The organism is Pseudomonas sp. I3-I5, from assembly GCF_022699445.1.
In the GTDB taxonomy this organism is placed as follows: Bacteria; Pseudomonadota; Gammaproteobacteria; order Pseudomonadales; family Pseudomonadaceae; genus Aquipseudomonas; species Aquipseudomonas fulva.
This window is the reverse complement of sequence record NZ_CP093940.1, coordinates 3,376,303-3,402,016: the sequence shown is the minus strand read 5'-3', so window position 1 is coordinate 3,402,016 and position 25,714 is coordinate 3,376,303. Positions and strand designations below refer to the sequence as shown.

Below are 25,714 nucleotides of genomic sequence, written 5' to 3'. Positions count from 1 at the left end.
ATGCCTTTAGCATAGTCGCTAACCCCCGGCCTGGCCTGCTGGAAGCGGACTCGTCGGCCATGTGCAGCAGCGCGGCCTGTTGGCGCCGGGTGTGTAGCACCCCGGCGCCCCGCGTGGCTCACGGCAAGTCGTGGCTGCGGTAGAACGCTGTCAGGACCTTCACCAAGTGCGCCAGGTCATGGCTGCCGCACAGCTCGCGGATGGAGTGCATGGCGAAGGTCGGCAGCCCGATGTCGACCGTCCGCACGCCAAGGTGACTGGCCGCAATGGGCCCTATGGTCGAGCCACAGCCCATGTCGCTGCGTACCACGAAGCTCTGCACAGGTACTTCTTCGGCCATGCACAAGTGGCGGAAGAAGCCGGCGGTTTCGCTGTTGGTGGCATAGCGCTGGTTGTTGTTCACCTTGATCACCGGCCCTGCGTTGAGTTTCGGGCCGTGGTTGCCGTCGTGCTTGTCGGCGTAGTTCGGATGCACGCCATGGGCATTGTCGGCCGAGACCATCAACGAGCGCTGGATGGTACGCACGTAGGCGTCACCGTCGGGCAACAGGCGCTGCAACGTCTGCTCGAGCATCGGCCCGTCGGCGCCGCAGGCCGAGCTGCTGCCGACTTCCTCGTGGTCATTGCACACCAGGATGCAGGTTTCATCGCTGTCAGCGGCCAGCAGGGCCTGCAGCCCGGCGTAGCACGACAGCAGGTTGTCCAGGCGGGCGCCGGCAATGAAGTCGCCATTGAGCCCGATCTGCGCGGCGTCCTGGGTGTCGTAGAAACTCAGCTCGTAGTCCAGTACCACGTCGGCGTTGAGTTGGTGCTCGCGTGCCAGTTGCTCGGTCAGCAGGGCGCGAAAGTCGATGCGCTCGTCACCGGCCACCTGGGCCAGGATCGGTGGCAGTTCGGTCTGCGGGTTGATATGCCAGCCATCGTTGGCGGTACGGTTGAGGTGGATGGCCAGGTTGGGGATGACGGCGATCGGCAACTTGAAGTCGATCAGCTGGCTTTCCACCTTGCCGTCACGGCGGTAGGTGACCCGCCCCGCCAGCGACAGGTCGCGGTCGAACCACGGCGCCAGCAGGGCACCGCCATACACTTCCACGCCCAGTTGCAAGAAGCCCTGGCGCTGCAGTTCCGGCTGCGGCTTGACCCGCAGGCAGGGGCTATCGGTGTGGGCGCCGACCATGCGGATGCCGTTGAGCAGCGGCGCCTGCCTGCCCATCTTGATCGCGATGATCGAGGAATCGTTGCGGGTGACGTAATAGCGCCCGCCCGACACGACGGACCAGCTCTCGCGTTCGTCCAGGCGCTGGTAGCCAGCGGCCTCCAGGCGCAGGGCCAGGCTGGCAGTAGCGTGGAAGGGGGTAGGGGAGGCCTTCAGAAAATCGATCAGGCCTGCATTGAGTACATCGCGCATAGTTCACTCCAGACAGCAGTGGCGCGAGTTTAGCGTATTGAGTCGCCGAGCGGTGTCGGGCTGTGGGTTGTGCGGTTGGCCAGGCGACAGTGGTTGCGCAGGTATAGCGCAGGCTCCAGGCCGCACTGCGGCCCCAGCGCTTCGGCCTGCATTACAGCTCGTCAGGGCAGGGCCAGCAGCGCTCGTGGACTGCTAGCCACAGCCACACCCCATCAAAACGGTGCCGGGCACTCGAATCTGAGGCGTTCACCGGACACCGGGTGGGTAAAGCTGAGCATCGATGCATGCAGGCACAGCCGCTCGTGGGCGGCCAAGGCCTGGGGGTTGGCATACAGCCGATCACCCAGCAGCGGGTGGCCGATCGATAGCATGTGCACACGCAGTTGGTGCGAGCGCCCTGTGATCGGCGTCAGCTCCACACGGCAATACTCGCCGCAACGTTCCACCACCCGCCAGAACGTCAGCGCATGCTTGCCTTGTTCATGATCCACGACGTGGCGTGGCTTGGTAGGTGGGTCATACCGCAGTGGCAGGTCGATGCTGCCGCTGTCCAGGGCCGGCTGCCCCCAACACAGAGCGGTGTAGGCCTTTTCGGTTTCCCGGTCATGGAACTGGCGCGATAGCTCGCGGTGGCTGTCGGCATCGCGGGCCAGCAGGATGATGCCCGACGTTTCCCAGTCCAGGCGATGCACGATCAGCGCATCGGGATAGCCGTTTTCCTGAAGGCGGGTGATCAGGCAATCCTTGTTGTCGTCAGCTCTGCCCGGGACCGACAGCAGCAGCGTCGGCTTGTTGATCACCAGGATGGCGGCGTCTTCGTGAAGGATCTGGAGGGTGGACAGCGGCATTGCGTGGTCTCTGTTGAATCGGGAGAAAAAAGCGGGGCTGTGCTGCAACCCATACGCGGCAAGGCCGCTCCGACAGAGGAACGCGATCCCTTGTCGAAGCGGCCTCGTGCCGCGAATGGGCTGCAGCGCAGCTCCGGCTCTTGGCCGGATCAGCGATCCGGCAGGGTGATGTTCAGCTCCAGAATGGAGCAGCTGCCCTGGTTTTCCAGCTCGATATGCACATCGTCATTGCCGATGTTCACATACTTGCGAATCACTTCCAGCAGTTCCTTCTGCAACTCGGGCAGATAGTCCGGTTCGCTGCGTTGTCCGCGCTCGTGCGCCACGATGATCTGTAGACGCTCTTTCGCCACCGACGCGCTGGTCTGTTTCTGTCTGCCACGAAAGAAGTCAAAAAGGTTCATGGTTTATTTGCTCCCGAAAATGCGCTCGAAGAATCCCTTCTTCTGTACATCGATGAAGCGCATCGGCTTCTCTTTGCCCAGCAGGCGGTCGACTGCGTCACTGTACGCCTGGCCGGCATCGCTCTGGTCATCGAGAATGACCGGGATACCCTGGTTGGATGCCTTGAGCACCGCCTGCGATTCGGGAATCACGCCCTTGAGCTTGATCGAGAGAATCTCTTCCACGTCGGCCACGCTCAGCATTTCGCCCTTGACGACGCGCTCGGGGTGGTAGCGAGTGATCAACAGGTGCTCCTTGATCGGCTCCTCGCCGTTTTCCGAGCGGCGCGACTTGCTCGACAGGATGCCCAGCATGCGGTCGGAGTCACGGACCGAAGACACTTCGGGGTTGGTGACCACGATGGCCTCGTCGGCGAAATACATGGCCAGGTGGGCACCTTTCTCGATACCGGCCGGCGAGTCGCAGATCACGTACTCGAACTGCTCCTTGAGGTCCATCAGGACTTTCTCGACGCCTTCCTGAGTAAGCGCGTCCTTGTCACGGGTCTGGCTGGCCGCCAGCACGTACAGGTTTTCCAGGCGCTTGTCCTTGATCAGGGCTTGCTGCAGGTTGGCTTCGCCATTGACCACGTTGACGAAGTCGTACACCACGCGGCGTTCGCAGCCCATGATCAGGTCGAGGTTACGCAGGCCCACGTCGAAGTCGACGATAACCGTCTTGTGGCCACGCAGTGCGAGGCCGGTACCGATGGCGGCGCTGGTGGTGGTCTTGCCCACACCCCCTTTGCCGGAAGTAACCACGAGAATCTTGGCCAAGGTGTTTCACCCCTAAAATGATCGGGACGCAAGTCCCTGCAAATAACTGAAATAACGGCAACGATAAAAAAGTTGCTCTAAAAATGCTGGCAAGTATCCGTTAAAGACGGGTGATGTTCAACACGTCGCCAGACAGGCTGACTTGTACGCCCGCCCCCCACAAAGGATCGCGGCGCAAGTCTTCGCACACTTTGTACTGGCCGGCAATGGAGACCATTTCGGCGGTCATCTGCTGGCAGAAGATACGCGCCTTGGTATTGCCCTTGATACCTGCCAGGGCACGGCCACGCATGGCGCCGTACACATGGATGTTGCCATCGGCAAGAAGTTCCGCACCCGGGCTGACCGAGGCGGTGACCACCAGGTCCCCCCCTTGGGCATAGATCTGCTGGCCGCCACGTACCGGAGCGGTGATGATGCGCGTGGGGCGCACCTCAGGTTCGAGTACCGGTGGCGGGGCAGGGGCCGGCTCGGGTTTCTTGGCCTCGGGCTCGGGTTCCAGTGGCCGCTCGCGGGCGCCGGACGGGGGCAGCACTGGCAGATCGATGGCGATGGCCGCGGCAATGTCCTCGATGCGGCTGGCGCGGATGGCCAGGGTCCGCAGGCCATGGTGGCGGCAAATCCGCATCAAACCAGGCAAGTCGACCGCGCCTTCGCCGGCCGGCAGCTTGTCCAGCGCCAGCACCAACGGCGTGTTACTGAAGAAGTTCGGCGCTTGCGCCACTTTGGCCGCCAACTGGCGATCGAGGGCTTCAAGGTCGTTGCGCGCCAGTTCCAGAACGGTAATGGCAAGCATGCTGCCCTTGAGCTGGAACACGGAGGGGGTGTCGGGGGTGTGGTTTGGGCTCATGGTCTGCATAGACGGCTTGTTGCGGAAAAAGTGCCCTGACTTATAACGATAAGACCGGTTGCCCGCAACATGAGCCGATCCGTTGTAGAATGCGCGGCCCATGTCTTGCTGGAAGCTTCAATGGATCGCCCGCGTTTTCGTCCCTATTTCCTTCATCCCAAGTTCTGGGGCCTGTGGCTGGGCCTGGGGCTGCTGTGGCTGGTGGTGCAGCTGCCGTACCGGGCATTGCTCAAGCTGGGTGCGGCGTTAGGCGCGATCATGTACCGCTTTGCCGGTGAACGCAGGCGTATCGCTGCGCGCAACCTGGAACTGTGCTTCCCCGAGCTGTCGGCGGACGAACGGCAACGGCTGCTCAAAGCCAATTTTGCCTCGACCGGCATCGCCTTCTTCGAAATGGCCATGAGCTGGTGGTGGCCCAAGACGCGGTTGGCGCGCCTGGCCCATGTCGAGGGGCTTGAGCACTTGCAGGCCGCCCAGCAGGCGGGGCAGGGCGCAATCCTGATGGCGGTGCACTTCACTACCCTGGAAATCGGTGCGGCCTTGCTCGGCCAGCGTCACACCATCGATGGCATGTACCGCGAACATGGCAATGCCCTGTTCGATTTCATCCAGCGCAGCGGACGCGAACGGCACAACCTGGACTCACTGGCCGTCGAACGCGAGGATGTCAGGGGCATGCTCAAGCTGCTGCGCGCCGGCCGCGCAATCTGGTACGCACCCGACCAGGACTACGGCGCCAAGCAAAGCCTGTTCGTGCCCTTGTTCGGGATCCCGGCAGCCACGGTCACGGCCACCACCAAGTTTGCGCGCCTGGGCCGCGCCCAGGTCATTCCCTTCACGCAGAAGCGACTCGAAGACGGCAGCGGTTATCGGTTGGTGATTCATCCCCCACTGAGCGATTTCCCCGGTGAGAGCGAAGAGGCTGATTGCCTGCGAATCAATCAATGGGTCGAGCAGGTACTGCGCGAATGCCCCGAGCAGTACTTGTGGGCACACCGCCGGTTCAAGTCCCGACCGGACGGGGCCCCAAGGCTGTACGAAAAGAAAGGGCGTTGAAAGCGAGTGCGCCGCTGCCGTAATGGCAGTGGCGCTGCCGGCTCACTCGGCGATCTGCAGCTTGCGCGACTGGGTGTAGACGTAGCGCACCTTTTCATACTCGAACGGTGAGTTCATCTGCCCGTAGCGGAAGTTGGTGGTGTAGCGCTTGTCGATGACCCGCAGGCCGAAGAACTCCGGGTGCTCGCGGCTGACTTTGGCCATGTCCAGGTAATTGATCGCCTGCTCGCCGGAATAATCCACCACCAGCCCGGCGGTGTCGCGCAGGTTCGAAGGGCCCAACAGCGGCAGCATCAGGTACGGGCCTGCCGGTACGCCATAGAAGCCCAAGGTCTGGCCGAAATCCTCGCTCTGGCGCGGCAGGCCCATCTTGGTCGCCGGGTCCCACAAACCGCCTACCCCGATGATCGTGTTGAACATCAGCCGCGCTGTGATCTCGGCCGAGCGTTTGGCCTTGAGCTGCAGCACGCTGTTGAACAGGTTGGGCACGTCCCCCAGGTTGTTGAAGAAGTTGGTCACGCCACTGCGCAGAAAACGCGGGGTGACGTACTGGTAGCCATTGACCAGCGGCAGCAGCACCCATTGGTCCAGGCGGTAGTTGAAGTGATAGATGCGGCGGTTCATCGACTCGAGCGGGTCGTAGACGTTCAGCGCTTCGAGGGTCGAGCGCTCGAACTCACGCTGGTCCAGGCCCGGGTTGAATTTCAACTCGCGCAGCGGGTCGAGGAAGCCATCGGCTTCCGGTGCCAGCGGGGCGGTACCGATCACCTGCGGATCAGCCTCGATGACGCTGGCTCGGGGAGCGGTCTCGGCGGCCAGGGTATGGCCTGCGGCAAGCAGGGCCGTGGCAAAGAGCAGTTTGTTAACCACGGAAGAACTCCAGCATGGCGTCACTGTTGACGCGGTAGTTGATGTTGCCGCAATGGCCACCATGGGGATAAAGGGTCAGGCGATCACCGAATACCTTGCGCAGGAACCCGATATCGCCAGGGCCGAGAATGACGTCGTCGGCATTGTGCATCACGGCGATCTTGGGGCTGTTTTGCAGGTAATCGGCCAGGGCGTACAGGCTGACCTGGTTGGTCAGCTCCAGGATGGTGCCCCCGCCGGTGCGGGCACGCCACATCGGGATTACCTGTTCGCTCATGTAACAGTCGAAATCGCACTGCAAGGCACGCTTGAAGTAGGGCGTCAGGCTCGTGCCTTCGGTGATCTTGACCTTCGGCGGGATGATCAGGCCGCGGCGGTTGATCAGGTCGGAGGTGAAGGCGATATCGGCGGCCGAGAAGCGGAACGAGGTGCCGATGAGCATGGCCATCTGCTCGTTGGACAGGTGCTGGCGCGACTGCTGGAAGTCGTACAAGAGCGCTTCGTTGAGGTCGATGAACCCCTTTTCCTGGAAGTAGCGCGTGAGTTTTTCCAGCATCAGCTCATAGAACGTGGTGCTGCGGTCGATCCCCTTGACTTGGGTCTGCACCAGCTTGTCCAGGTTGTTGATCGAGGTGTAGAGGTTCACGGGTGGGTTGAGCAGCAGCACACGCTTGAAGTTGAAGCTGCGCCGGGTTTCGTCCAGGTGGCTGACGAAGGCCGCATCGAGCGCGCCCAGGCTGTAGCCGGTCAGGTAGAACTCGGTCACCGGCAGGCGAGGGTGCTGGGCGCGGACCGATTGCATCACCCGGTACATGTCCTCGGCGTCATCCTGGCTGATGCCGGGCGTGGCGAAGCGAGACGCGGCGCTGATGAAATCGTAGCTGGTGGGCGAGGACAGCTGCACCACGTGGAAGCCGGCCTTGTAGTACAGCTTTTTCAGGTATTCGTTGATGCTGCTGCTGTAGGACGCACCGGTGCCGGCAATGATGAAGATCAAGGGTGCAGCGTGGTCCTGCTGGGCCATGCGGTACTTGAGTTTCTTGACCGCCCAGAAGTTGTCCGGCAGCGTGAATTCACGCTCCGGGCGCAAGGTGAGGCTGTAGTCGGACTGGTCGATCTCGTCATCGCTGGGCAGCATCGGGCGCTGGTCCGGCGGCGTCGTGGCGATGGTCGCCTCGAACGGGTTGGTCAGGGGGTAGCCATAGCTCGCGGCGTCGATATCCCGCGCAGAAGCGGCCACAGCCATGAGCAGGCTGCCGAGAACGGCAGCGAGGCGCAAAGAACGAAGCATGTAATCCCCCAAAAGAACGCAAGGTGGCGCGTGTGCAAGCTAAGACCACATGGGCCGTGGCAAAGTTGCCGGGCGTGATGGCCTTTGGTGTGCCAGTTATCTGAACCGTGTTGCAGGCAGGTATTTTGCCTTAGACCGTGATGTAAGCGATCATTGATTTTTTGATCAATCAAGTGGGAAAAGTCAATGAGTCGCAGGCTGCCTGGCGCACTACTGCTGATGTTCGTCGGGCTCTGGCTCGCTGCCAGCTATGGCGTGCGCTATGGACTGATGGAGGACGGCCAGTGGGTGGGGTTGTGCACGGAGCCAGCCGCCTATTGGCAGTGCAAGATGCGGGCAGTGCTGGGGTTGGGCATTCACCACCAGGTCCTGGCCTGGACCGGGCTGGCCCTGGCAGCGCTTGGCTGGCTGCTACAGGGGCGGACCGGTACATGGCTGGCCGGCATTGCCCTGCTGTTCGCAGTGCCAGCATTGGTGCTGTATACCGCGAGCATCGCCGTATTCGCATTGGTCCTGGCCGGGTTGCGCCTGGTCAGGTAAACGTGCGCCCGCCAGGGGGCGCTCCGTGACGCTGACAAATAGAGGTATCAGGCGCGGCCGAGTCTCTGGCTGCGCCACAGGGCGGCGGTCATCAGCGCGCTCACTGCTGCCCAGCGCCACGCCTGCCCGCTGTTCATCCCCTCGATGAGTAGCTGGGGCAGTATGCCAAGCCCGATGATACTTGCCAGAAAGGTGGCCTCCCGTCGCCGCACTGGCACGGGCCACAGGACGAACACCAGGGCTGGCAAGGCCAGCGCGGCACTGGGGAAACTGCGGTAGCGGGGGTCGAACACCATCGCCAACGTGCTTACGGCGGCAGCAAAGCCGGCCAGCAGCAGCAACCCGCCAGCTCGCCTTTGCAGCCAGGCAGACCAGCGCCCGCGCACGCCTTGCGGCTGGGACAGGTGCAGCAGTGCCCGGGCCAGTACCAGCACGTTCAACCCCGCCAACAGCCCTGCCCACATCCATTCGGGGGCGAAACGGGCGTGGCTGCGCATCAGCTCGCCCCACAGGCCCAGGCACGCCGCACCGAACATGGCCAGTATTGGCATGGCCCACGCGCCACGGCGTGTGCGTGGCCGCCCGGCCATGCACAGCATCAGCCCCGCCAGCGCCGCGCATGCCAGCCACCATGTGGGCCAGTCGGGCAAGTTGCTGACGGGCCCTTCAAGGATGCCCTTGTCCTGCCGGTCGGCATCGTAGAGGCCCCAATACCCGCCCACGGCACCTTCGTTGGCGCGTTTCCAGGGCTGGTCGAAGGCTTCGATCAGGTTGTAGCGCCAGCCGTTGTGCTCGGCCATGGCGACGAAGCCGCGAATGAAGCGCGCTTCGTTGACCCGGCTGGGCAGGGCGGTTTCACGCTGCCTGCCTTCGCTGGGCCAGCCGGTTTCACCGATCAGGATGTCCTTGGGCGCGAAGCGCTGGCCGAATTGTCGGCGTATGTCGGCGACATGGGCCAACGCATCGTCGATGCCCCGTGGCTCGTCTTCCCAATACGGCAGCAAGTGAATGGTGAGAAAGTCTACTTCAGGCGCGATCTCGGGGTGCTGCAACCAGAACTCCCACACATCGGCGTAGGTGACCGGCACGCTTACCTGGCGCTTGACCCGCGCGATCAACTCGGCCAGTCGTTTGCCGGTGACTTCCTTGCGCAGCAAGGTCTCGTTACCCACGATGACGGCGCTGACCACATCGGGGTTGGCATTGGCGGCGGCGATCAGCAGCGCGACTTCCCGGTCGGTGTCGGCCGGGTGAGCATTGACCCAGGCCCCGAGCATCACCTTCAGTCCATGCTTGCGCGCCAGCGCTGGGATAGCCTCAAGACCGCTCATCGAATAGGTGCGGATGCACTGGAATCGCTCAGCGAGCAGGGCCAAGTCGGCATCCATGCGCGCCGGGCGCAGTTGCATGGGTTGATCGTAGGGCGACTGGTCCTTGTCGAACGGGGTATAGGATGCGCACTGCAGCTTGTGCGTGGCATTGGCGGCGTCGGGCAGGTGCACCGGTCTGCCCAGCCCGTGCCAGAGCACGCCGAGCCCGAGCAGACCGATCAGGCAAGCAAGGGTGTACAGAAGTGTCAGCAGGCGGGTGGAACTGGGCATCGGGCGGTCCATCATCGGGGGCAAAAGGGTCAATAGTAGCCCGGCGCCAAACCTTTGGCATGCAAGGATCGCGCAGGCAGGTTCATGCCGCTGCCGCTAATGGCACAGTGCTGTCGCGTATGAGCGCCTGGGCGTCGTACTTGGATCAGGTCTGGCTTGGTTGCAGGCAGATGATGGAATCTCCGAGACCTGACGAGGGAATGCTTTGATGGCTACTTCAACAAAAATGCGTCGTTTCCTGGGCGTAGGTACCGCCCTGGCACTGGCCTTGAGCGGCGCACAGGCCATGGCCAAAGAAGTCAGCATTGGTTACGTGGATGGGTGGGCAGACAGTGTGGCGACCACCAACGTGGCCGCCGAGGTGATCAAGCAGAAGCTTGGCTACGATGTGAAGCTGCAAGCCGTGGCCACGGGCATCATGTGGCAGGGCGTGGCCACCGGTAAGCTCGATGCCATGCTGTCGGCATGGCTGCCGGTGACCCACGGTGAGTACTGGACCAAGAACAAGGACAACGTGGTCGACTACGGCGCGAACTTCAAGGATGCCAAGATTGGCCTGATCGTGCCTGAGTACGTCAAGGCGGTGAGCATCGCTGACCTGAAGACCGATTCCTCGTTCAAGCAGAAAATCGTCGGCATCGATGCTGGCTCGGGTGTAATGATCAAGACCGATCAGGCGATCAAGGACTACGACCTGACCGGCTACAAGCTGCAGGCAAGTTCCGGTGCTGCAATGACCGCCGAGCTGGGCCGTGCCTACGCCAAGCAGCAATCCATCGCCGTGACCGGATGGGTACCGCACTGGATGTTCGCCAAATGGAAACTCAAGTTCCTCGAGGACCCCAAAGGCGTGTATGGCGCTGCTGAAACCGTCAATAGCATCGGCAGCAAGGAGCTGGCCACCAAGGCCCCGGAAGTGGCCGAGTTCCTGAAGAAGTTCAGCTGGCAGTCCAAGGATGAGATCGGCGAGGTGATGCTGGCTATCCAGGAAGGCGCCAAGCCCGAAGCGGCTGCCAAGGACTGGGTGGCCAAGCACCCTGAGCGCGTGAAGGACTGGACGGGCAAGTAAAACGCCTGTGCGCTGATGCCCTGAAATGAAGCCGTTCGAGCCTCAAGCGTTCGAGCGGTTTCGTTGGCGTGGGAACGACCCCATTGCGCTGCGTTACGAGGCTGTCCAATGCTCCGTGGAGCAGCCTTGGCGGGGCGCGGATCGGCCGCGATGGGCGCAAATCGGCCCAGGCGACCTCAGCCAGTTCGCACACCGCCTGCTCTCACCCACATCACCGTCCATCATCCCTGCACCCCCCAGCTACACCCCCCGCCGAGAGAAACTGAACCCTCACACCGACCCGCCAGCCCAACCGCTCAAGCACCCCCAGCACGCACTAACCAAATCTGCGACAATCACACCTCTTTCGAATGCCGATCACACCGCAGGCCCACCTGCATCACCGAAAAGCCCAATGACTGACCACGCCATCGACAAACTGCTGCAAAACCTCGACCACGCCATGATCGCCGACCGCCACCGCCTGCGGCGCCAGTTGCACGAACTGCGCAAGCGCCCCGACGAGGCGAAGCTGGCGCAGTGGGCTGAGCGGGTGCAGGCGTCCTGCGCCCAGGTCACCGCCCGCCAGCAGAGCGTGCCATTGGTGCGCTACGACGACAGCCTGCCCATCGCCGCCAAGCGCGACGAGATAAAAAAGGCCCTGGCCGAACACCAGGTGCTGGTCATCGCTGGCGAAACCGGCTCGGGCAAGACCACCCAGCTGCCCAAGATCTGCCTGGAACTGGGCCGTGGCAGCCATGGCCTGATCGCCCACACTCAGCCACGCCGGATCGCCGCGCGCAGTGTCGCTGCCCGGGTGGCCGAGGAGTTGGGCACGCCGTTGGGCGGCCTGGTGGGGTACCAGGTGCGCTTCGAAGACCAGAGCGATGCCAACACACTGGTCAAACTCATGACCGACGGCATCCTGCTGGCCGAAACCCAGCACGACCGCTTCCTGGAACGCTACGACACCATCATCGTCGACGAAGCCCACGAACGCAGCCTGAACATCGACTTCCTGCTCGGCTACCTCAAAACCCTCCTGCACCGGCGGCCCGAACTCAAGCTCATCATCACCTCGGCCACCATCGACCTGGAGCGGTTCTCCAAGCATTTCGACAACGCGCCCATCATCGAGGTGTCCGGCCGTACCTTCCCGGTGGAAACCTGGTACCGCCCGCTGACCAGCGAACAGGACGAGGAGGGCAACCCGATCGAGGACGACCTCACCGTCGACCAGGCTATCCTCGCCACCCTCGACGAACTGGCCCAGCACGAGCGCGGCCAGGGCAAGGGCCCGGGGGATGTGCTGATCTTCCTGCCCGGTGAGCGCGAAATCCGCGACGCCGCCGAGATTCTGCGCAAGGCGCAGCTGCGCCATACCGAAATCCTGCCCCTGTACGCGCGCCTGTCGCCAGCCGAGCAGCAACGGATCTTCCAGCCCCATGCCGGGCGGCGTGTGGTGCTGGCCACCAACGTGGCCGAAACATCGCTGACGGTGCCCGGCATCCGTTATGTGATCGATACCGGTACGGCCCGCATCAGCCGCTACAGCTACCGCGCCAAGGTGCAGCGCCTGCCCATCGAAGCCGTGTCCCAGGCCAGCGCCAACCAGCGCAAGGGCCGTTGTGGACGGGTGGAGCCGGGTATCTGCGTGCGCCTGTACAGCGAAGAAGACTTCAACAGCCGGCCGGCTTTCACCGACCCCGAGATACTGCGCACCAACCTGGCGGCCGTCATCCTGCAGATGCTGCACCTGCGCCTGGGCGCCATCGACGCGTTTCCCTTCATCGAGCCGCCAGACGGCAAGGCGATCAGCGACGGTTTCAACCTGCTGCAAGAGCTCTCGGCGGTCAACCGTGAAAACCAACTGACGCCGGTCGGGCGTCAGCTGGCGCGGCTGCCCATCGACCCGCGCCTGGGCCGTATGCTGCTCGAAGGCGCGCGCCTGGGCAGCCTGCAGGAAGTGCTGATCGTCACCAGCGCCCTGTCGGTGCAGGACCCACGCGAACGCCCCCCTGAGCGCCAGCAGGCCGCCGACCAGGCCCACGCACAATGGAAGGACGTGGATTCGGACTTCGCCGCACTGGTCAACCTGTGGCGGGGCTTCGAGGAGCAGCGCCAGGCGCTGACGGCCAACCCCTTGCGCAACTGGTGCCGCAAGCAGTTCCTCAATTACCTGCGCCTGCGCGAGTGGCGCGACGCCCATCGCCAGCTGGCGCTGATCTGCCGCGAGCTGCAACTGACGGTCAACAAGGAACCGTGCGACTACCCCAAGCTGCACAAAGCCGTACTCAGCGGCCTGCTCAGCCAGATAGGCCACAAGACCGAAGACGGTGACTACCAAGGCGCGCGGCAGCGCAGGTTCTGGGTGCACCCGTCATCGGGTATCGGGCGCAAGCGTCCGCAGTGGGTCATGGCGGCCGAACTGGTGGAAACCACCAAGCTTTATGCCCGCGTGGTCGCGCGCATCGAGCCGGACTGGATCGAGCCGCTGGCCGGCCATCTGATCAAGAAGAACCACTTCGAGCCCCATTGGGAGAAGAAGCGCGGACAGGTCGTGGCCTATGAGCAGATCACCCTGTATGGGTTGATCCTGGTCGGCCGCAGGCCGGTACACTTTGGCCCCATCGACCCGGCCACCTCCCGCGAGCTGTTCATTCGTGAAGCCCTGGTGGGCGGTGAGATCCAGTCGCGGGCCAAGTGCCTGGCGGCCAACAAGCGCCTGCTCGAAACGCTCGACGCCCTCGAGGCCAAGGCCCGCCGTCGCGATATTCTGGCCGACGAAGAAACGCTCTATGCCTTCTACGAAGCGCGTTTGCCGGCCGAGATCCACCAGACGGCCACCTTCGACAGCTGGTACCGCATGGGCAGCCAGAAAGATCCCAACCTGCTGATTATGCGCGAGGAAGACGTGCTGGCGCGCGAGGCCAGTGAGGTGACCGCCGCGCAGTACCCCGACAGCTTGCAGGTCGGCCAACTGCGCTTGCCGTTGACCTACCACTTCGAGCCCAATCACCCCCGTGACGGCGTGACCGTGCGGGTGCCGGCACCCCTGTTGCCGAGCCTGCCGGGCGAGCGCCTGGAGTGGCTGGTGCCCGGCCTGCTCGAGGCCAAGTGCGTGGCGCTGATTCGCAACTTGCCCAAGGCCCTGCGCAAGAACTTCGTGCCGGTGCCGGACTTCGTCAAGGCCGCCTTGGCCCGCATGACGTTTGGCCAAGGCGCGTTGCCCCAGGCCTTGGGCCATGAACTGCTGCGCATGACCGGTGCGCGCGTGCCCGATGACGCCTGGGACGAGTCGGTCAGCCTGGTTGAAGGTCACCTGCGCATGAACATCGAGGTGGTCGACGGGCAGGGCAAGTTCCTGGGTGAAGGGCGTGACCTGGCTGAGCTTACGGCGCGGTTCGCCGCTGCCAGCCAGGCAGCCCTGGCGGTGCCAGGCGATGCCAAGAGCGAGCAGCCGGTGCAGGCCAAGGCCTTCAGCGAAGTGAAGCCCACGGCGCAGCAAAAGATCGCAGGGCTGTCGATGACGGTTTACCCGGCACTGGTCGAGGATAACGGCACGGTGCGTGAAGGCCGCTTCTCGACCCAGGCCGAGGCCGACTTCCAGCACCGCCGCGCCTTGCAGCGCCTGCTGTTGCAACAGCTGGCCGAGCCGGCCAAGTTCCTGCGTGGCAAACTGCCTGGCCTGACTGAACTGGGGCTGTTGTACCGCGACATGGGCCGGGTCGACGCGCTGGTCGAGGACATTCTGCTGGCAAGCCTGGACAGTTGCATCCTCGACGGTGAGCCGGTATTGCCCCGTGAAGGTGCCGCGCTGGCGGCGCTGGCCGAACGCAAGCGGGGCAGCTGGGCCGAACATGCCGAGCGCCTGGCGCGGCAAACCCTCGAGGTGCTGAAGCTGTGGCACGGGTTGCAGAAACGCTTCAAGGGCAAGATCGACCTGAGCCAGGCCGTGGCCCTGAACGATATCAAGCAGCAGTTGGGCAACCTTGTGTACCCCGGCTTTGTGCGCGAAACGCCGGCGGTATGGTTCAAGGAACTGCCACGCTACCTCAGGGCCATCGAGCTGCGCCTGGAGAAGTTGGGTTCTCAGGTGCAGAAGGACCGGGTATGGAGTGGCGAACTGGCCAATCTGTGGGCGCAGTACAAGGCCCGTGCCGACAAACATGCTCAGGAAGGCAAGCGCGACGAGCAACTGGCCCTGTACCGCTGGTGGCTGGAAGAATACCGCGTGTCGCTGTTCGCCCAGCAGTTGGGCACAAAAGTGCCGATTTCAGACAAGCGATTGAGCAAGCAGTGGAGCCTGGTGGAAGGCTAAACTCACACAGTTGTGGCACTATTGAGACAATGTCAGGCCGCTTGACGGCCCAGTGCGGGCAGCCCTGCTTCGCTTGTCCATTCACCGTTCGCGGGGTGATGGCTTAAGTGAGGCAGGCTACTGTCAAACGAGGGCTTGGCCCTCGTCGTGAAGTTAGTACTAAAGTGCCACTAATCCAGTGTATTTCCAGCCAGCGCCGGGTGGCGATGGCCCACGAACAGAGGAACGACCGTGCATAATGTCGTGATCAGCGGCACCGGCCTGTACACCCCGGCCCAGAGCATCTCCAACGAAGAACTGGTAGCGTCCTTCAACACCTGGTCGCAGCAATTCAACCAGGACAACGCCCAGGCCATCGAGCGTGGCGAGGTCGAAGCCGCACCGCTGTCCGATGCGGCGTTCATCGAAAAGGCCTCCGGTATCAAGAGCCGCTTCGTCATGGACAAGGCCGGCATCCTCGACCCGCAGCGCATGAAACCGCGCCTGCCAGAGCGCGCCAACGACGAACCCTCCGTGCTGTGCGAAATGGCCGTGGCAGCGGCACGTCAGGCGCTGGAGCGCGCTGGCCGCAGCGCGGCCGATGTGGACGGGGTCATCGTCGCCTGCTCCAACTTGCAGCGCCCGTACCCGGCCATTGCCATCGAAGTGCAGCAGGCGCTGGGCATCCAGGGGTTTGCGTTCGACATGAACGTGGCCTGTTCGTCAGCCACCTTCGGCATCCAGACCGCCGCCAACAGCGTGGCGCTGGGGCAGGCGCGGGCCGTGCTCATGGTCAACCCCGAAGTGTGCACCGGCCACCTTAACTTCCGCGACCGTGACAGCCACTTCATCTTTGGCGATGCGGCGACTGCGGTGCTGCTCGAACGCGCCGATCGAGCCACTTCGGTGCACCAGTTCGACGTGGTCAGCAGCAAGCTGTGGACCGAGTTTTCCAACAACATCCGCAACAACTTCGGTTTCCTCAACCGCGCAGCAGAGGAGGGCGAGGGCGCCGCAGACAAGCTGTTCATCCAGGAAGGCCGCAAGGTGTTCCGCGAGGTGTGCCCGAAAGTGGCGGAGCTGGTAGGCGAGCATTTGCAGGAAAACGGCCTTCAGCCCAGCGACGTGGCGCGCTTCTGGCTGCACCAGGCCAACCTCAGCATGAACCACCTGATCGTCAAGAAGCTGCTGGGGCGCGAAGTGAGTGAACAGGAAGCACCGGTGATCCTGGACCGCTACGCCAACACCAGTTCGGCAGGGTCGGTCATTGCCTTCCACTTGTATCAAGATGACTTGCCGCAAGGTGCGTTGGGGGTGCTCAGCTCGTTCGGGGCGGGGTATTCGATTGGCAGCGTGATCTTGCGCAAACGCTAAGCCGGCAAGGCGGGCGATGCCCGCATAAACGCGCAAACGGCCGGATGGGGGCGGCCGTTTGCAGCTTGGCGATGCTTAGAACTTGGCTTCCAGGTCCACCTGCAGCGTATCCACATCGGCGTTGCTGTTGGGCAGGTTGGAGTAGTCGGTTTTGGCCATCATGTAGGCCGCACCGAGTGCGAAGTTCTTGTCGATCTCGTAGCCAACCTTGAACTTGTGGCCGCGCGAACCGGTGAAGCCGTTGCCGAAGTCCGAGTCTGTGAACAGGCTCACGACGCCATTGCGCTGCACGTCGCGGTAGTTGTAGTCCAGGCTCCATGCCCCGATCTTGCTCTTCAGACCCGCCAGCCAGGCCTTGTCCTGACCATCGGTGCTCTCGGTGTTCTTCACAAATTGGCCATAGGCCGACAGCGGGATGGCGAAGCCGGTGAAGTCCACCTGGCCAAAACCTTCGACCAGGTTGAATTCGTCGGTGGTGTTGCCCAGCGAGCGCAGGGCCGCAGATGACTTGTCGTTGTCGTAGCCGTACACGCTGCCGCCCACCGTGACCTTGACGGTATCGGCTGCGTTGAACTTGGTCCCAAGCTGCGCGGCGTAGAGCTGTGCATCGTGCTTGAACTGCACGCCGTCGCCGTCGACGTTGTCCTTGAGGTTGTAGTGGCCAATGCTGCCGAACACTTCGGCAGGGCCCAGGTTGGTCTTGTAGGTGGCGGCTACGCCTTCAGGGTTGATGTCGCTGTCCCAGATGATGTCGCCCATGCTCACCCAGGGCTGCATCATCTTGCCGCCGATCAGGTGCAGGTTCGGCACGGCAGTGGGGTGCCAGTCGAGGTAGGCCAGGTCGACCCACAGCGATTTCTTCTCGAAGTAGTTGTCCAGGCTCTGGTTGGTCGAACGTGCATCGGCGCTGCTGCCGGTGGCTACCCGTACCCCGGCGTCTACTTGCGGGTTGATTTCGCTGTAGAAACCGACGCGGGCACGCACACGTTCCCGGTCCTGGTTGCCACTGCGGGAAATCGGGTTGTCCACGTTGACGTCTTCATAACGCAGGCGCACGTCGCCTTTGATCTGAGTCTTCGCTGCCCAGGCTACTTTCTGCTCGAACGAACTCATGCGCTCGGACTGGGCTTTCTGAGCGGCCTTTTCCTTGGTTTCCTGGGCCAGGTCGGCCTGCAGCTCGCTGTATTGCGCCTGATTGATCGAGCCATTGGCGCGGAGCATTTCGAGCAGCTTGGCGTCAACGGCCGCACTGGCCGGAGTGGTGCTAATGGCCAGCACCATGCCGGTCAGGCTTGCTCCGGTAAGTGTAGAAACAAGACGCATACGGTTCTCCCTACTGAATAAGATGGGGGACGCCGAGCGCCCGCCCCTGTGTTGGCACGTCTCCGAAAGGGCCTGAATAGACAGGTTCTGTGGTTCCGGAAAACAGGCGCAAGTATTGCGGGGGCGAGTGACAGATTAATGTCGGAATAGTGGCACTGTTGTGAAGTGAAGGCCGCCAGGCGATCGTCATTTGAGTCCGGCGCCCGGCTTGGTGATACTGGGGGCCTTGATGCCGCGAGCCGACCCTGTGACCAGTCTGTATAGCCTTGCTCATTTACGTGATATGCCAGCCGCCACCTGGGACGCCTTGGTCCCTGAGGGCCAGCCGTTTCTCAGCCATGCCTTTCTCAGTGCGATGGAAGACAGTGGCAGTGTCGCGCGCACCACCGGATGGGCGGCCGAACACCTGGTGCTTGAGCATGAGGGTAAGGTGCAAGCGCTGCTGCCGGGTTACCGCAAGTGGCATTCGTACGGTGAGTACGTGTTCGACCATGGTTGGGCGGACGCCTGCGAACGGGCGGGCATCGCGTACTATCCCAAATGGCTGGGGGCCGTGCCGTTCAGCCCGGTCAGTGGCCCGCGCTTGCTGACGGCCGATCCGGCAGCCGGGCACTTGTTACTGCAAGCCTTGCCCGAGTACCTGAGCAAAGCCGCCCTGTCCGGCGCCCACATCAACTTCACCGAGCCTGCGTTGGATGTACAGATGGCGCGTCTGCCGGGCTGGATGGAGCGCCTGGGTTGCCAGTTTCACTGGCAGAACCGCGGCTATCGCGATTTCCAGGATTTTCTCGACACCCTCAGTTCGCGCAAGCGCAAGCAGATGCGCAAGGAGCGTGAGCAGGTGGCGGGGCAGGGCATCGATTTTCGCTGGTATCAGGGTGACGAACTGGACGAAGCCCAATGGGATTTCGTCTACCTGTGCTACGCCAACACCTACGCCGTGCGCGGCCGGGCGCCTTACCTGACCCGCGAGTTCTTTAGCCTGCTGGCCGAGCGCATGCCCCACGCCCTGCGCGTGGTAATGGCCCGCCAGGCCGGGCGAGACGTGGCAATGGCACTGAGCCTGGTAGGTGGCGACAGCTTCTTTGGCCGTTACTGGGGCTGCCTGGCCGAATTCGATCGCCTGCATTTCGAGACGTGCTTCTACCAAGGTATGGACTTCGCCATTGCCCATGGGCTGCAACGTTTCGATGCTGGCGCCCAGGGTGAGCACAAGCTGATCCGCGGGTTCGAGCCGGTGATCACCCGGTCGTGGCATTACCTGCTGCATCCCGGGTTGCGCACGGCGGTGGCCGATTTTCTGCTCCAGGAGCGTGAAGGGGTGATGGCGTATGCTGCGCAGGCACGGGAGATGTTGCCTTATCGCCGGAATGAGGGGCATTGAGCCAGACACAGTCCCAGTGTGGGTAATCGCTCACTCGCGTTACCAGGCCGGCGCGGATCGGGTTGGCAATGATGTAGCGAGCGAGGCTGCGCATTTGTTCGTCACGGCGCAGGGCGCGGTCATGGAAGCCAGGCTGCCAGATCCGCTGGTGCTCGGCGCCTTGCCTGTAAAGCGCGCAACTGCTGCGTGATTTGAACTCACGCATCAGTTCGCCGAGGCTGCAGTGGCCGAGCGTGATTAGCCAGTGCAGGTGATCGGGCATCAGTACCCAGGCGAGGCTTTGACACTGACGGTGCGTAGCGGTGAGTCGCAATTGCTGGATCACGGCCCTGGCGTAGTACAAGTGTTTGAAGAGTGGGGTACGGTTTCGGGTGACGGTGGTCAGCAGGTATAAACGCCCAGGTTCGGAGAACCTGCCCAGACGTAAGCGATGAGAACCTCGGCCTATCATGGCTACCCCCTTGCGTAGTCATTTCAAGGGTAGCTGGCCATTGAAGTGGGCAGAGTGAGACAGTTTTACAGCTTATGACTTGGGGCCGCTTTGCGGCCCATCGCGGCGCAAGGCCGCTCCTACCCGGAAGTTCGCTAGCTTCTAAGTCGGCGCAGGCTGAAGAGTTGCTCAGCTATATGACACCCGAAGGCCAGCGCTATGAGGGGTGGGAGCAACTGTCTTGCCCGATTTATTCAAAATCTAGCCCGCCCCCCCAGGGGGCGCGCTTGTCGCGCGGCCACGGGCGAAGCCCGTGCCATCCAGCGCGGTATTGGATTGATGGGCAAGCCCGCTCCTGTATGAGTTACGTCGGCTTCCTGCTCTAGGTCCGCATAGGCTGTGGCAAGACCAGATCAAGCCAAGGCTTGCCCGTCCTTAGCATGGCATTGAGCCGTACGATCAATACCCGCATACAGGCTACGAGGGCGACCTTGGCAACTTTTCCGCGTCCGCGCAGCGCCTCATAACGAGCCTTGAGTGCTGGGTTGTACTTTATCGCCACAAGGCATGACATATACAACGATCGCCTGGCCTCAAACCGCCCGCCCGAGATAGAGCGTTTGCCCACGGATTTTCCGCTGTCGTGGTTAAAAGGCGCCACCCCGACCAACGAGGCTATTTCTTTGGACTCTACACGCCCCAGTTCTGGCAGAAGTGTTATCAGCTTGCCCGCCGTTACCAGCCCAATGCCTTTGACCTGGACCAGCTGAGTAACCCGTTCATCTTTCAGGGCTTCCGTTTGCTGGCTGATCGCTTGCTCAATCAGCTTGATCTGCGACTTGAAGTGCTGAAGGTTGGCTTTCAGAAAGTCGGACACCGCGCTGAACTGCGCCTGTTTCAGGCGCCTGCGGTCGTCATCACGCTGCTGAACCAGCCGATCACGTTGCTGCAGCAATTCTCGCAACAGCGCACGCTCCGGGCTGATCCGCAGGGTGGGCTGGTCTGGAATGACCTCAGCGTAGTGGGCCAGTACTTCGGCATCGATGGCGTCGGTCTTGGCTTTGACTCCGATGGATTCTGCGAACGCTCGGGCTCGCCTGGGATTGACGCGTATGACCTTGTAGCCCGCGTCCTGCAAGAACCTCAGGATATTACGCTCATAGTCACCTGTGGCCTCCAGCAGAACACGCTTTATGCTGAGACCGCAAAGGCCATCGAGCAACGCTTCGAATCCCGCCGGATCATTGCTTACATGAAGTCTGGTGCCCTGAGGCCGTACCGCAGCATCAAGCGAAAGACTAGAAACATCGATACCCAGGTAGGAAACCATCGCCTAAATCTCCTAAACTCAACACTGTGAGAGGACTTTGGCTTGGCCCACGCTTGTGATTCGAGATCAGAGCCGCGTCCAACTGTTCGGGCTCTCGCCAAAGTGGAACGGTGAATGGCAGCTTGTGCTCCCACTCGTGCTCAAGGCACCTGCGGCCTTCAGCTTGCCATTCACCGCTCTCACTCCAGATTCTAATCTCTAATCAAGACACAAGCGGCCTCGTGTCGCGATGGGCCGCGCAGCGGCCCCGGCTTTTGAGAGAGACAGTTTTACAGCCTTTGACTTGGGACGCTCCCACCCGGAAGTTCGCTAGCTTCTAAGTCGGCGCAGGCAGTTGCTCTTTGAAGAGTTGCTCAGCTACATGACACCTGAAGGCCAGCGCTATGAGGGGTGGGAGCGGCCTCGTGCCGCGATGGGCCGCGCAGCGGCCCCGGCTTTTGAGAGAGACAGTTTTACAGCCTTTGACTTGGGACGCTCCCACCCGGAAGTTCGCTAGCTTCTAAGTCGGCGCAGGCAGTTGCTCTTTGAAGAGTTGCTCAGCTACATGACACCTGAAGGCCAGCACTATCAGAGTGGGGCCGCTTTGCGGCCTATCGCGGCCGGTCCGGCGCCCCGGCAAGGCCGCTCCTACCCGGAAGTTTGCTAGCCTCCAAGTCGGCGCAAGCAGTTGCTCTTTGAAGAATTGCTCACCTTCATGACACCCGAAGGCCAGCGCTATCAGGGGTGGGACCGGCCGCGATGGGCCGCGCAGCGGCCCCGGGTTTTGAGCAGGCGCGAGGTTTCATCTCTCTCCTCAAGCCTGAAACCTCAAAGCCGAGGCCTCACCTAATCAACCCCCACAAACCCACCTGTCTGATGCTGCCAAAGCCGCGCATACAACCCCCGCTGCTCCAGCAACTGCGCATGGCTGCCCACTTCCACGATGCGACCTTTGTCCAGCACTACCAGCCGGTCCATGCGGGCAATGGTGGAAAGCCGGTGGGCGATGGCGATCACGGTCTTGCCCTGCATCAGCGTTTCCAGGCTCTCCTGAATCGCCGCTTCCACCTCCGAATCCAGCGCCGATGTGGCCTCATCCATGATCAGAATCGGCGCGTTCTTCAGCAGCACCCGGGCAATCGCGATGCGCTGGCGCTGGCCGCCGGACAATTTCACCCCACGCTCACCCACATGCGCATCTAGGCCGGTACGGCCCTGGGCGTCCGACAAGTGAGGGATGAACTCATCGGCGCGGGCGCGGCGCACCGCTTCCTGCAACTGGGCGTCAGTCGCATCCGGACGGCCGTACAGCAGGTTCTCGCGGATCGAACGGTGCAGCAACGATGTGTCCTGGGTAATCATGCCGATCTGCGCACGCAGGCTTGCCTGGCTCACCTGCGCAATGTCCTGGTCATCGATCAGAATCTGCCCACCCTGCACGTCGTACAGACGCAACAGCAAATTCACCAGGGTCGATTTCCCGGCCCCCGACGGCCCAATCAGCCCGATCTTTTCCCCGGGCCTGATCGCCAAGTTCAGCCCCTCGATCACATTCCTCGCCTCCCCATAATGAAAGCGCACGTTCTCGAACCGCACGGCGCCCTGGGTGACCTTCAAGGCCGGGGCAGCAGGGCGGTCGGTGACGGTGACGGGCTGGGCGATGGTCTGCAGGCCATCCTGCACCATGCCAATGTTCTCGAAAATGCCGTTGACCACCCACATGATCCACCCCGACATGTTCACGATGCGGATGACCAAACCCGTCGCCAAGGCAATGGCCCCCACGGTGATCAGCGACTGGCTCCACAGCCACAGGGCGAGCCCGGTAGTGCCGACGACCAGCAAGCCGTTCAACGTTGTGATGACCACGTCCATGCTGGTGATCACCCGCGAAGCCAACTGGGTTTTCTCGGTCTGCTCGCTGATGGCCTCGCGGGCGTACTGCTGTTCGTGATCGGTATGGGCGAAGAGCTTGAGCGTGGCAATGTTGGTATAGCCATCGACGATGCGGCCCATCAACTTGGAGCGGGCCTCGGACGACACCACCGAGCGCGCTTTGACGCGTGGCACGAAATACGCCAAGGCAGCAATGAAACACACGATCCAGATCACCAAGGGCAACATCAACCGCCAATCAGCCTCGGCAAACAACACCAGCGACGTGATGGCATAGATCAGCACATGCCATAACGCATCCACCGCCTGCACCGCGGAGTCGCGCAGCGAGTTGCCGGTCTGCATGATGCGCTGGGCGATGCGCCCGGCGAAGTCGCTCTGGAAGAAGTTCAGGCTCTGTTTGAGCACGTAGCTGTGGTTCTGCCAGCGGATCATGCTGGTCATGCCCGGGTTGATGGCCTGGTGTACCAGCAGGTCATGCAACCCGAAGAACAACGGACGCAGCAACAGCACCACCACCAGCATCCAGATCAACTCGCCGCTGTGCTCGCTGAAAATACGGGCGTTGGGCGCGCCCTGGGCCAGGTCGATGATGCGGCTCAGGAAGCTGAACATGGCCACTTCGATCAACGAAGCGATCAGCCCAACCACCAGCAAGGCCAGAAAGCTCGGCCATACCTGGCGCAGATAATAGATATAGAACGCCCATACGCCGCTGGGCGGCGCTTCACTGGGGGCCTCGCGGAAGATGTCGATCAGTTGCTCGAAACGACGGTACAGCATCAGCGTTGAAACTCCTGTTCAACCGACCGGTAATCGGGTCACGTCCCTGTGAGACCCGTGATCAATCGATGCGTTTAGCCGACTTGATGAACACCGGGTCGGCAGGCACGTCACGCATACCTTTCTTGACGGTGGTGGGCGAATTGACGATCTGGTCGACCACTTCCATGCCCTTGGTTACCTTGCCGAACACGGCATAACCTGCGTCCCGGCCTGGGTTGAGGAAATCGTTGTCGGCCACGTTGATGAAGAACTGGCTGGTGGCCGAGTTCGGGTTCGAGGTGCGGGCCATGGCCAGGGTGCCGCGGGTGTTTTGCAGGCCATTGCTGGCTTCGTTGGGGATCGGGTCCTTGGTGTCCTTTTGCACCATCTGTTCGGTGAAACCGCCGCCTTGCACCATGAAGCCCGGAATTACCCGGTGGAAGAGGGTGTTGTTGTAGAAGTCGCTGTCCACGTACTGCAGGAAGTTCTTGGTGCTGACAGGTGCCTTCTCGGCATTGAGCTCGATTTCCACCTGGCCGAAGCTGGTGTCCAGCACAACGTGCGGTGTCTTGTCGGAAGCCATGACGCTGGTGGCGAACGCGACGGAACAGGCGGTAAGCAGCAGTTTTTTCAGCATGGGCGCAAAGGTCCTTCAAAGTGGAGGCGGCGGCTTTCGAGGGCCGCCGGTACGGTGGATACATCGCAATGAACAAGGGCAATAGCGTGCCGTGAATCTTCGACGTCTGCCAGTGCTGGTTGCGGGCCGAGCACAGGCGCAGCGTTTGAACGTGTGTCAGGGCTGATCGCGAGGTGTTGCACCCCGCTCAGACAGCCAGCCGGTGCCGGCGTTCGCAGCCGGCCCTGGCCATCACCCTCACGCCTGGGCCGGGGCTGCGAAGGGCACATCCAACGGCGCCGTGTCAAAGTTGCGCAGCAGGTCGATCAGGATCTGCGTGGCCGGGCCCAAGGACTTCTCCTTGCTCGCGTAAAGATAGAACAGCGGATGGCGGCTACCGCCCTGGTCCAGCGGCAGGGGTTTGAGCACACCGTCACGCAGCTCGCGCTCGATCATATGCCGCGGCAACCACGCAAAGCCCAGCCCGCTGCTGACGAAGGTGGCAGCCGTACCCAGGCTGCCGACCGTCCAGCGTTGTTCGGCGCCAAGCCAGCCCACATCGCGTGGCTGAGCGCGGCCCGAATCTCGAATCACCACCTGCAACTGGCTTTCAAGGTCCTGGAACGTCAACTCGCGTCCCAGCCGGTGCAGGCTGTGGTCTGGATGAGCCACGGCCACGAACTCCACCGCGCTCAACTCCGCGCCCAGGTAGCCGCCAATGCTGTAGCTGCTGATGGCAAGGTCGGCGATGCCTTCGAGCATCACCTCCTCGACCCCGGACAGCACCTCCTCGCGCAGGCGCACGCGACAGCCGCGGCTTTGCGGCATGAAGGCGGCCAGGGCACGTACCAGGCGCGCGCTGGGGTAGGCCGCATCGACTACAAGGCGCACCTCGGCTTCCCAACCCTGTTCCATGTGGTGCGCCAGGTCTTCCAATTGGCTGGCCTGCTTGACCAGATGCCGCGAGCGGCGCAGCAGCACACTGCCTGCCTCGGTCAGCACCGCCTTGCGGCCGTCGATGCGCAGCAACGGCACACCCAGCTGTTCCTGCATGCGCGCCACGGTATAACTGACCGATGACTGCGATCGGTGCAGCACCTCGGCAGCTTGGGCAAAGCCGCCGTGATCGACTACAGCTTGCAAGGTCCGCCATTGATCCAGCGTCACGCGCGGCGCTTTCATGTCCTGCTCCTGTTGGCCTAAGCTGCGCTCTACACAAGGAGAACGCCCATGAAGAACTATTGTGCGGCATTGTTGCTATGCCTGCCGGTGACCGCTTTTGCCTATCCCATCGACATGGAAAAACACATGGACGGGGTAAAGGTCGACGCCACTGCCTACGACACGGCCTATGACCTGGGCGCCATTACCTTGGAGAACTACGGCCAGGTGCCCGCTGCCTGCAAGGTGACCTTTCGCAACGGTCCTGAAGCCCCACGGGTGCGCCGGATAAATGTGCCGGCCGGCAAACGCGCCGACGTCACCGCCAAGTTCACCCGTCAGATCATCAAGCTGCGCGTCACCGTGAACTGCGCGGCTGAATAAACTAATTAATCGATAAATCGTACCGACTATTTACGCTTTT

20 protein-coding genes and 1 pseudogene are annotated in these 25,714 nt (G+C 62.3%); 7 read left to right on the top strand and 14 right to left on the bottom strand.

The features are described 5' to 3' along the window. Positions 1-118: 118 nt before the first annotated feature. From MOP87_RS15105 to minC, 5 genes are all read right to left on the bottom strand, one after another. Complete coding sequence (locus tag MOP87_RS15105; protein ID WP_027915792.1) at positions 119-1,408, bottom strand: M18 family aminopeptidase; 1,290 nt, start codon at positions 1,406-1,408, stop codon at positions 119-121. A gap of 212 nt (positions 1,409-1,620) precedes the next feature. Continuing rightward, the gene (locus tag MOP87_RS15100; RefSeq protein WP_027915793.1) at positions 1,621-2,256 is read right to left on the bottom strand and encodes an RluA family pseudouridine synthase; all 636 of its coding nucleotides are present in this window, start codon (positions 2,254-2,256) and stop codon (positions 1,621-1,623) included. A gap of 149 nt (positions 2,257-2,405) precedes the next feature. After that, the gene (gene minE, locus MOP87_RS15095) at positions 2,406-2,660 is read right to left on the bottom strand and encodes a cell division topological specificity factor MinE (RefSeq protein WP_009682849.1); all 255 of its coding nucleotides are present in this window, start codon (positions 2,658-2,660) and stop codon (positions 2,406-2,408) included. Between the two features lie 3 nt (positions 2,661-2,663). Next, on the bottom strand, positions 2,664-3,476 hold the full coding sequence (minD, locus tag MOP87_RS15090) for a septum site-determining protein MinD (RefSeq protein WP_012313198.1): 813 nt from the start codon (positions 3,474-3,476) through the stop codon (positions 2,664-2,666). 100 nt (positions 3,477-3,576) lie between these two features. Beyond that, positions 3,577-4,335 carry a septum site-determining protein MinC gene (minC, locus tag MOP87_RS15085; protein WP_197874735.1) on the bottom strand — a complete coding sequence of 253 codons (759 nt, stop codon included), beginning with the start codon at positions 4,333-4,335 and terminating at the stop codon, positions 3,577-3,579. Between the two features lie 111 nt (positions 4,336-4,446). Between minC and MOP87_RS15080 the strand changes: the two genes are divergently transcribed. Further along, a complete protein-coding gene (locus MOP87_RS15080; RefSeq protein ID WP_027915795.1) occupies positions 4,447-5,382 on the top strand; it encodes a lipid A biosynthesis lauroyl acyltransferase in 936 nt (311 codons plus the stop codon). A 42-nt stretch (positions 5,383-5,424) separates the two neighbouring features. Here the strand turns inward: MOP87_RS15080 and MOP87_RS15075 are convergent, their stop codons facing one another. Beyond that, the gene (locus MOP87_RS15075; protein WP_023534883.1) at positions 5,425-6,252 is read right to left on the bottom strand and encodes a VacJ family lipoprotein; all 828 of its coding nucleotides are present in this window, start codon (positions 6,250-6,252) and stop codon (positions 5,425-5,427) included. Then, complete coding sequence (locus MOP87_RS15070) at positions 6,245-7,543, bottom strand: serine/threonine protein kinase (protein WP_027915797.1); 1,299 nt, start codon at positions 7,541-7,543, stop codon at positions 6,245-6,247. The genes MOP87_RS15075 and MOP87_RS15070 overlap by 8 nt, the downstream gene beginning before the upstream one ends. 186 nt (positions 7,544-7,729) lie before the next feature. On the opposite strand from MOP87_RS15070, the gene MOP87_RS15065 reads away from it, so the two are divergent. Then, on the top strand, positions 7,730-8,083 hold the full coding sequence (locus tag MOP87_RS15065; protein WP_027915798.1) for a hypothetical protein: 354 nt from the start codon (positions 7,730-7,732) through the stop codon (positions 8,081-8,083). 47 nt (positions 8,084-8,130) lie between these two features. On the opposite strand, the gene MOP87_RS15060 is transcribed toward MOP87_RS15065, so the two are convergent. Beyond that, a complete protein-coding gene (locus MOP87_RS15060; RefSeq protein ID WP_028686846.1) occupies positions 8,131-9,696 on the bottom strand; it encodes a beta-1,6-glucan synthase in 1,566 nt (521 codons plus the stop codon). Positions 9,697-9,892: 196 nt separating this feature from the next. On the opposite strand from MOP87_RS15060, the gene MOP87_RS15055 reads away from it, so the two are divergent. The 3 genes from MOP87_RS15055 to MOP87_RS15045 all read left to right on the top strand — a co-directional run bounded on the left by MOP87_RS15055 (position 9,893) and on the right by MOP87_RS15045 (position 16,406). Continuing rightward, entirely contained in the window at positions 9,893-10,753 is an 861-nt protein-coding gene (locus MOP87_RS15055) for a glycine betaine ABC transporter substrate-binding protein (RefSeq protein ID WP_027915800.1), read from the top strand. Between the two features lie 394 nt (positions 10,754-11,147). Continuing rightward, entirely contained in the window at positions 11,148-15,053 is a 3,906-nt protein-coding gene (hrpA, locus tag MOP87_RS15050; RefSeq protein WP_027915801.1) for an ATP-dependent RNA helicase HrpA, read from the top strand. A 231-nt stretch (positions 15,054-15,284) separates the two neighbouring features. Further along, positions 15,285-16,406 (top strand): beta-ketoacyl-ACP synthase III, encoded by a 1,122-nt coding sequence (locus MOP87_RS15045; RefSeq protein ID WP_059183708.1) that lies wholly within the window; start codon positions 15,285-15,287, stop codon positions 16,404-16,406. 75 nt (positions 16,407-16,481) lie between these two features. On the opposite strand, the gene MOP87_RS15040 is transcribed toward MOP87_RS15045, so the two are convergent. Then, positions 16,482-17,729, bottom strand: a complete 1,248-nt coding sequence (locus tag MOP87_RS15040) for a putative porin (RefSeq protein WP_196136828.1) — start codon at positions 17,727-17,729, stop codon at positions 16,482-16,484. A gap of 247 nt (positions 17,730-17,976) precedes the next feature. Here MOP87_RS15040 and MOP87_RS15035 point away from each other — a divergent pair, with 247 nt between their 5' ends. Continuing rightward, positions 17,977-19,113 carry a GNAT family N-acetyltransferase gene (locus tag MOP87_RS15035; protein ID WP_128611094.1) on the top strand — a complete coding sequence of 379 codons (1,137 nt, stop codon included), beginning with the start codon at positions 17,977-17,979 and terminating at the stop codon, positions 19,111-19,113. Here the strand turns inward: MOP87_RS15035 and MOP87_RS15030 are convergent. From MOP87_RS15030 to MOP87_RS15010, 5 genes and pseudogenes are all read right to left on the bottom strand, one after another. Further along, a pseudogene (locus tag MOP87_RS15030) lies at positions 19,112-19,564 on the bottom strand (transposase); the annotation flags it as partial. The gene MOP87_RS15035 and the pseudogene MOP87_RS15030 overlap by 2 nt on opposite strands. 361 nt (positions 19,565-19,925) lie before the next feature. After that, positions 19,926-20,873, bottom strand: coding sequence for an IS110 family transposase (locus MOP87_RS15025; RefSeq protein ID WP_242809756.1), 948 nt, complete (start codon positions 20,871-20,873; stop codon positions 19,926-19,928). An 825-nt stretch (positions 20,874-21,698) separates the two neighbouring features. Continuing rightward, positions 21,699-23,531, bottom strand: coding sequence for an ABC transporter ATP-binding protein (locus tag MOP87_RS15020; protein WP_132579047.1), 1,833 nt, complete (start codon positions 23,529-23,531; stop codon positions 21,699-21,701). A 61-nt stretch (positions 23,532-23,592) separates the two neighbouring features. Then, positions 23,593-24,150, bottom strand: a complete 558-nt coding sequence (locus MOP87_RS15015; RefSeq protein WP_128610270.1) for a peptidylprolyl isomerase — start codon at positions 24,148-24,150, stop codon at positions 23,593-23,595. A gap of 237 nt (positions 24,151-24,387) precedes the next feature. Next, complete coding sequence (locus MOP87_RS15010) at positions 24,388-25,311, bottom strand: LysR family transcriptional regulator (protein ID WP_027915807.1); 924 nt, start codon at positions 25,309-25,311, stop codon at positions 24,388-24,390. 48 nt (positions 25,312-25,359) lie between these two features. Here MOP87_RS15010 and MOP87_RS15005 point away from each other — a divergent pair, with 48 nt between their 5' ends. Beyond that, on the top strand, positions 25,360-25,674 hold the full coding sequence (locus tag MOP87_RS15005) for a hypothetical protein (protein ID WP_027915808.1): 315 nt from the start codon (positions 25,360-25,362) through the stop codon (positions 25,672-25,674). Positions 25,675-25,714: the final 40 nt, after the last annotated feature.

Bases quoted from the DNA above. Each gene is read 5' to 3' on its own strand.
- MOP87_RS15105 (WP_027915792.1), bottom strand. From the start codon at position 1,408: ATGCGCGATGTACTCAATGCAGGCCTGATCGATTTTCTGAAGGCCTCC.
- MOP87_RS15100 (WP_027915793.1), bottom strand. From the start codon at position 2,256: ATGCCGCTGTCCACCCTCCAGATCCTTCACGAAGACGCCGCCATCCTG.
- minE (WP_009682849.1), bottom strand. From the start codon at position 2,660: ATGAACCTTTTTGACTTCTTTCGTGGCAGACAGAAACAGACCAGCGCG.
- minC (WP_197874735.1), bottom strand. From the start codon at position 4,335: ATGCAGACCATGAGCCCAAACCACACCCCCGACACCCCCTCCGTGTTC.
- MOP87_RS15080 (WP_027915795.1), top strand. From the start codon at position 4,447: ATGGATCGCCCGCGTTTTCGTCCCTATTTCCTTCATCCCAAGTTCTGG.
- MOP87_RS15070 (WP_027915797.1), bottom strand. From the start codon at position 7,543: ATGCTTCGTTCTTTGCGCCTCGCTGCCGTTCTCGGCAGCCTGCTCATG.
- MOP87_RS15065 (WP_027915798.1), top strand. From the start codon at position 7,730: ATGAGTCGCAGGCTGCCTGGCGCACTACTGCTGATGTTCGTCGGGCTC.
- MOP87_RS15060 (WP_028686846.1), bottom strand. From the start codon at position 9,696: ATGGACCGCCCGATGCCCAGTTCCACCCGCCTGCTGACACTTCTGTAC.
- MOP87_RS15055 (WP_027915800.1), top strand. From the start codon at position 9,893: ATGGCTACTTCAACAAAAATGCGTCGTTTCCTGGGCGTAGGTACCGCC.
- hrpA (WP_027915801.1), top strand. From the start codon at position 11,148: ATGACTGACCACGCCATCGACAAACTGCTGCAAAACCTCGACCACGCC.
- MOP87_RS15040 (WP_196136828.1), bottom strand. From the start codon at position 17,729: ATGCGTCTTGTTTCTACACTTACCGGAGCAAGCCTGACCGGCATGGTG.
- MOP87_RS15025 (WP_242809756.1), bottom strand. From the start codon at position 20,873: ATGGTTTCCTACCTGGGTATCGATGTTTCTAGTCTTTCGCTTGATGCT.
- MOP87_RS15020 (WP_132579047.1), bottom strand. From the start codon at position 23,531: ATGCTGTACCGTCGTTTCGAGCAACTGATCGACATCTTCCGCGAGGCC.
- MOP87_RS15015 (WP_128610270.1), bottom strand. From the start codon at position 24,150: ATGCTGAAAAAACTGCTGCTTACCGCCTGTTCCGTCGCGTTCGCCACC.
- MOP87_RS15010 (WP_027915807.1), bottom strand. From the start codon at position 25,311: ATGAAAGCGCCGCGCGTGACGCTGGATCAATGGCGGACCTTGCAAGCT.
- MOP87_RS15005 (WP_027915808.1), top strand. From the start codon at position 25,360: ATGAAGAACTATTGTGCGGCATTGTTGCTATGCCTGCCGGTGACCGCT.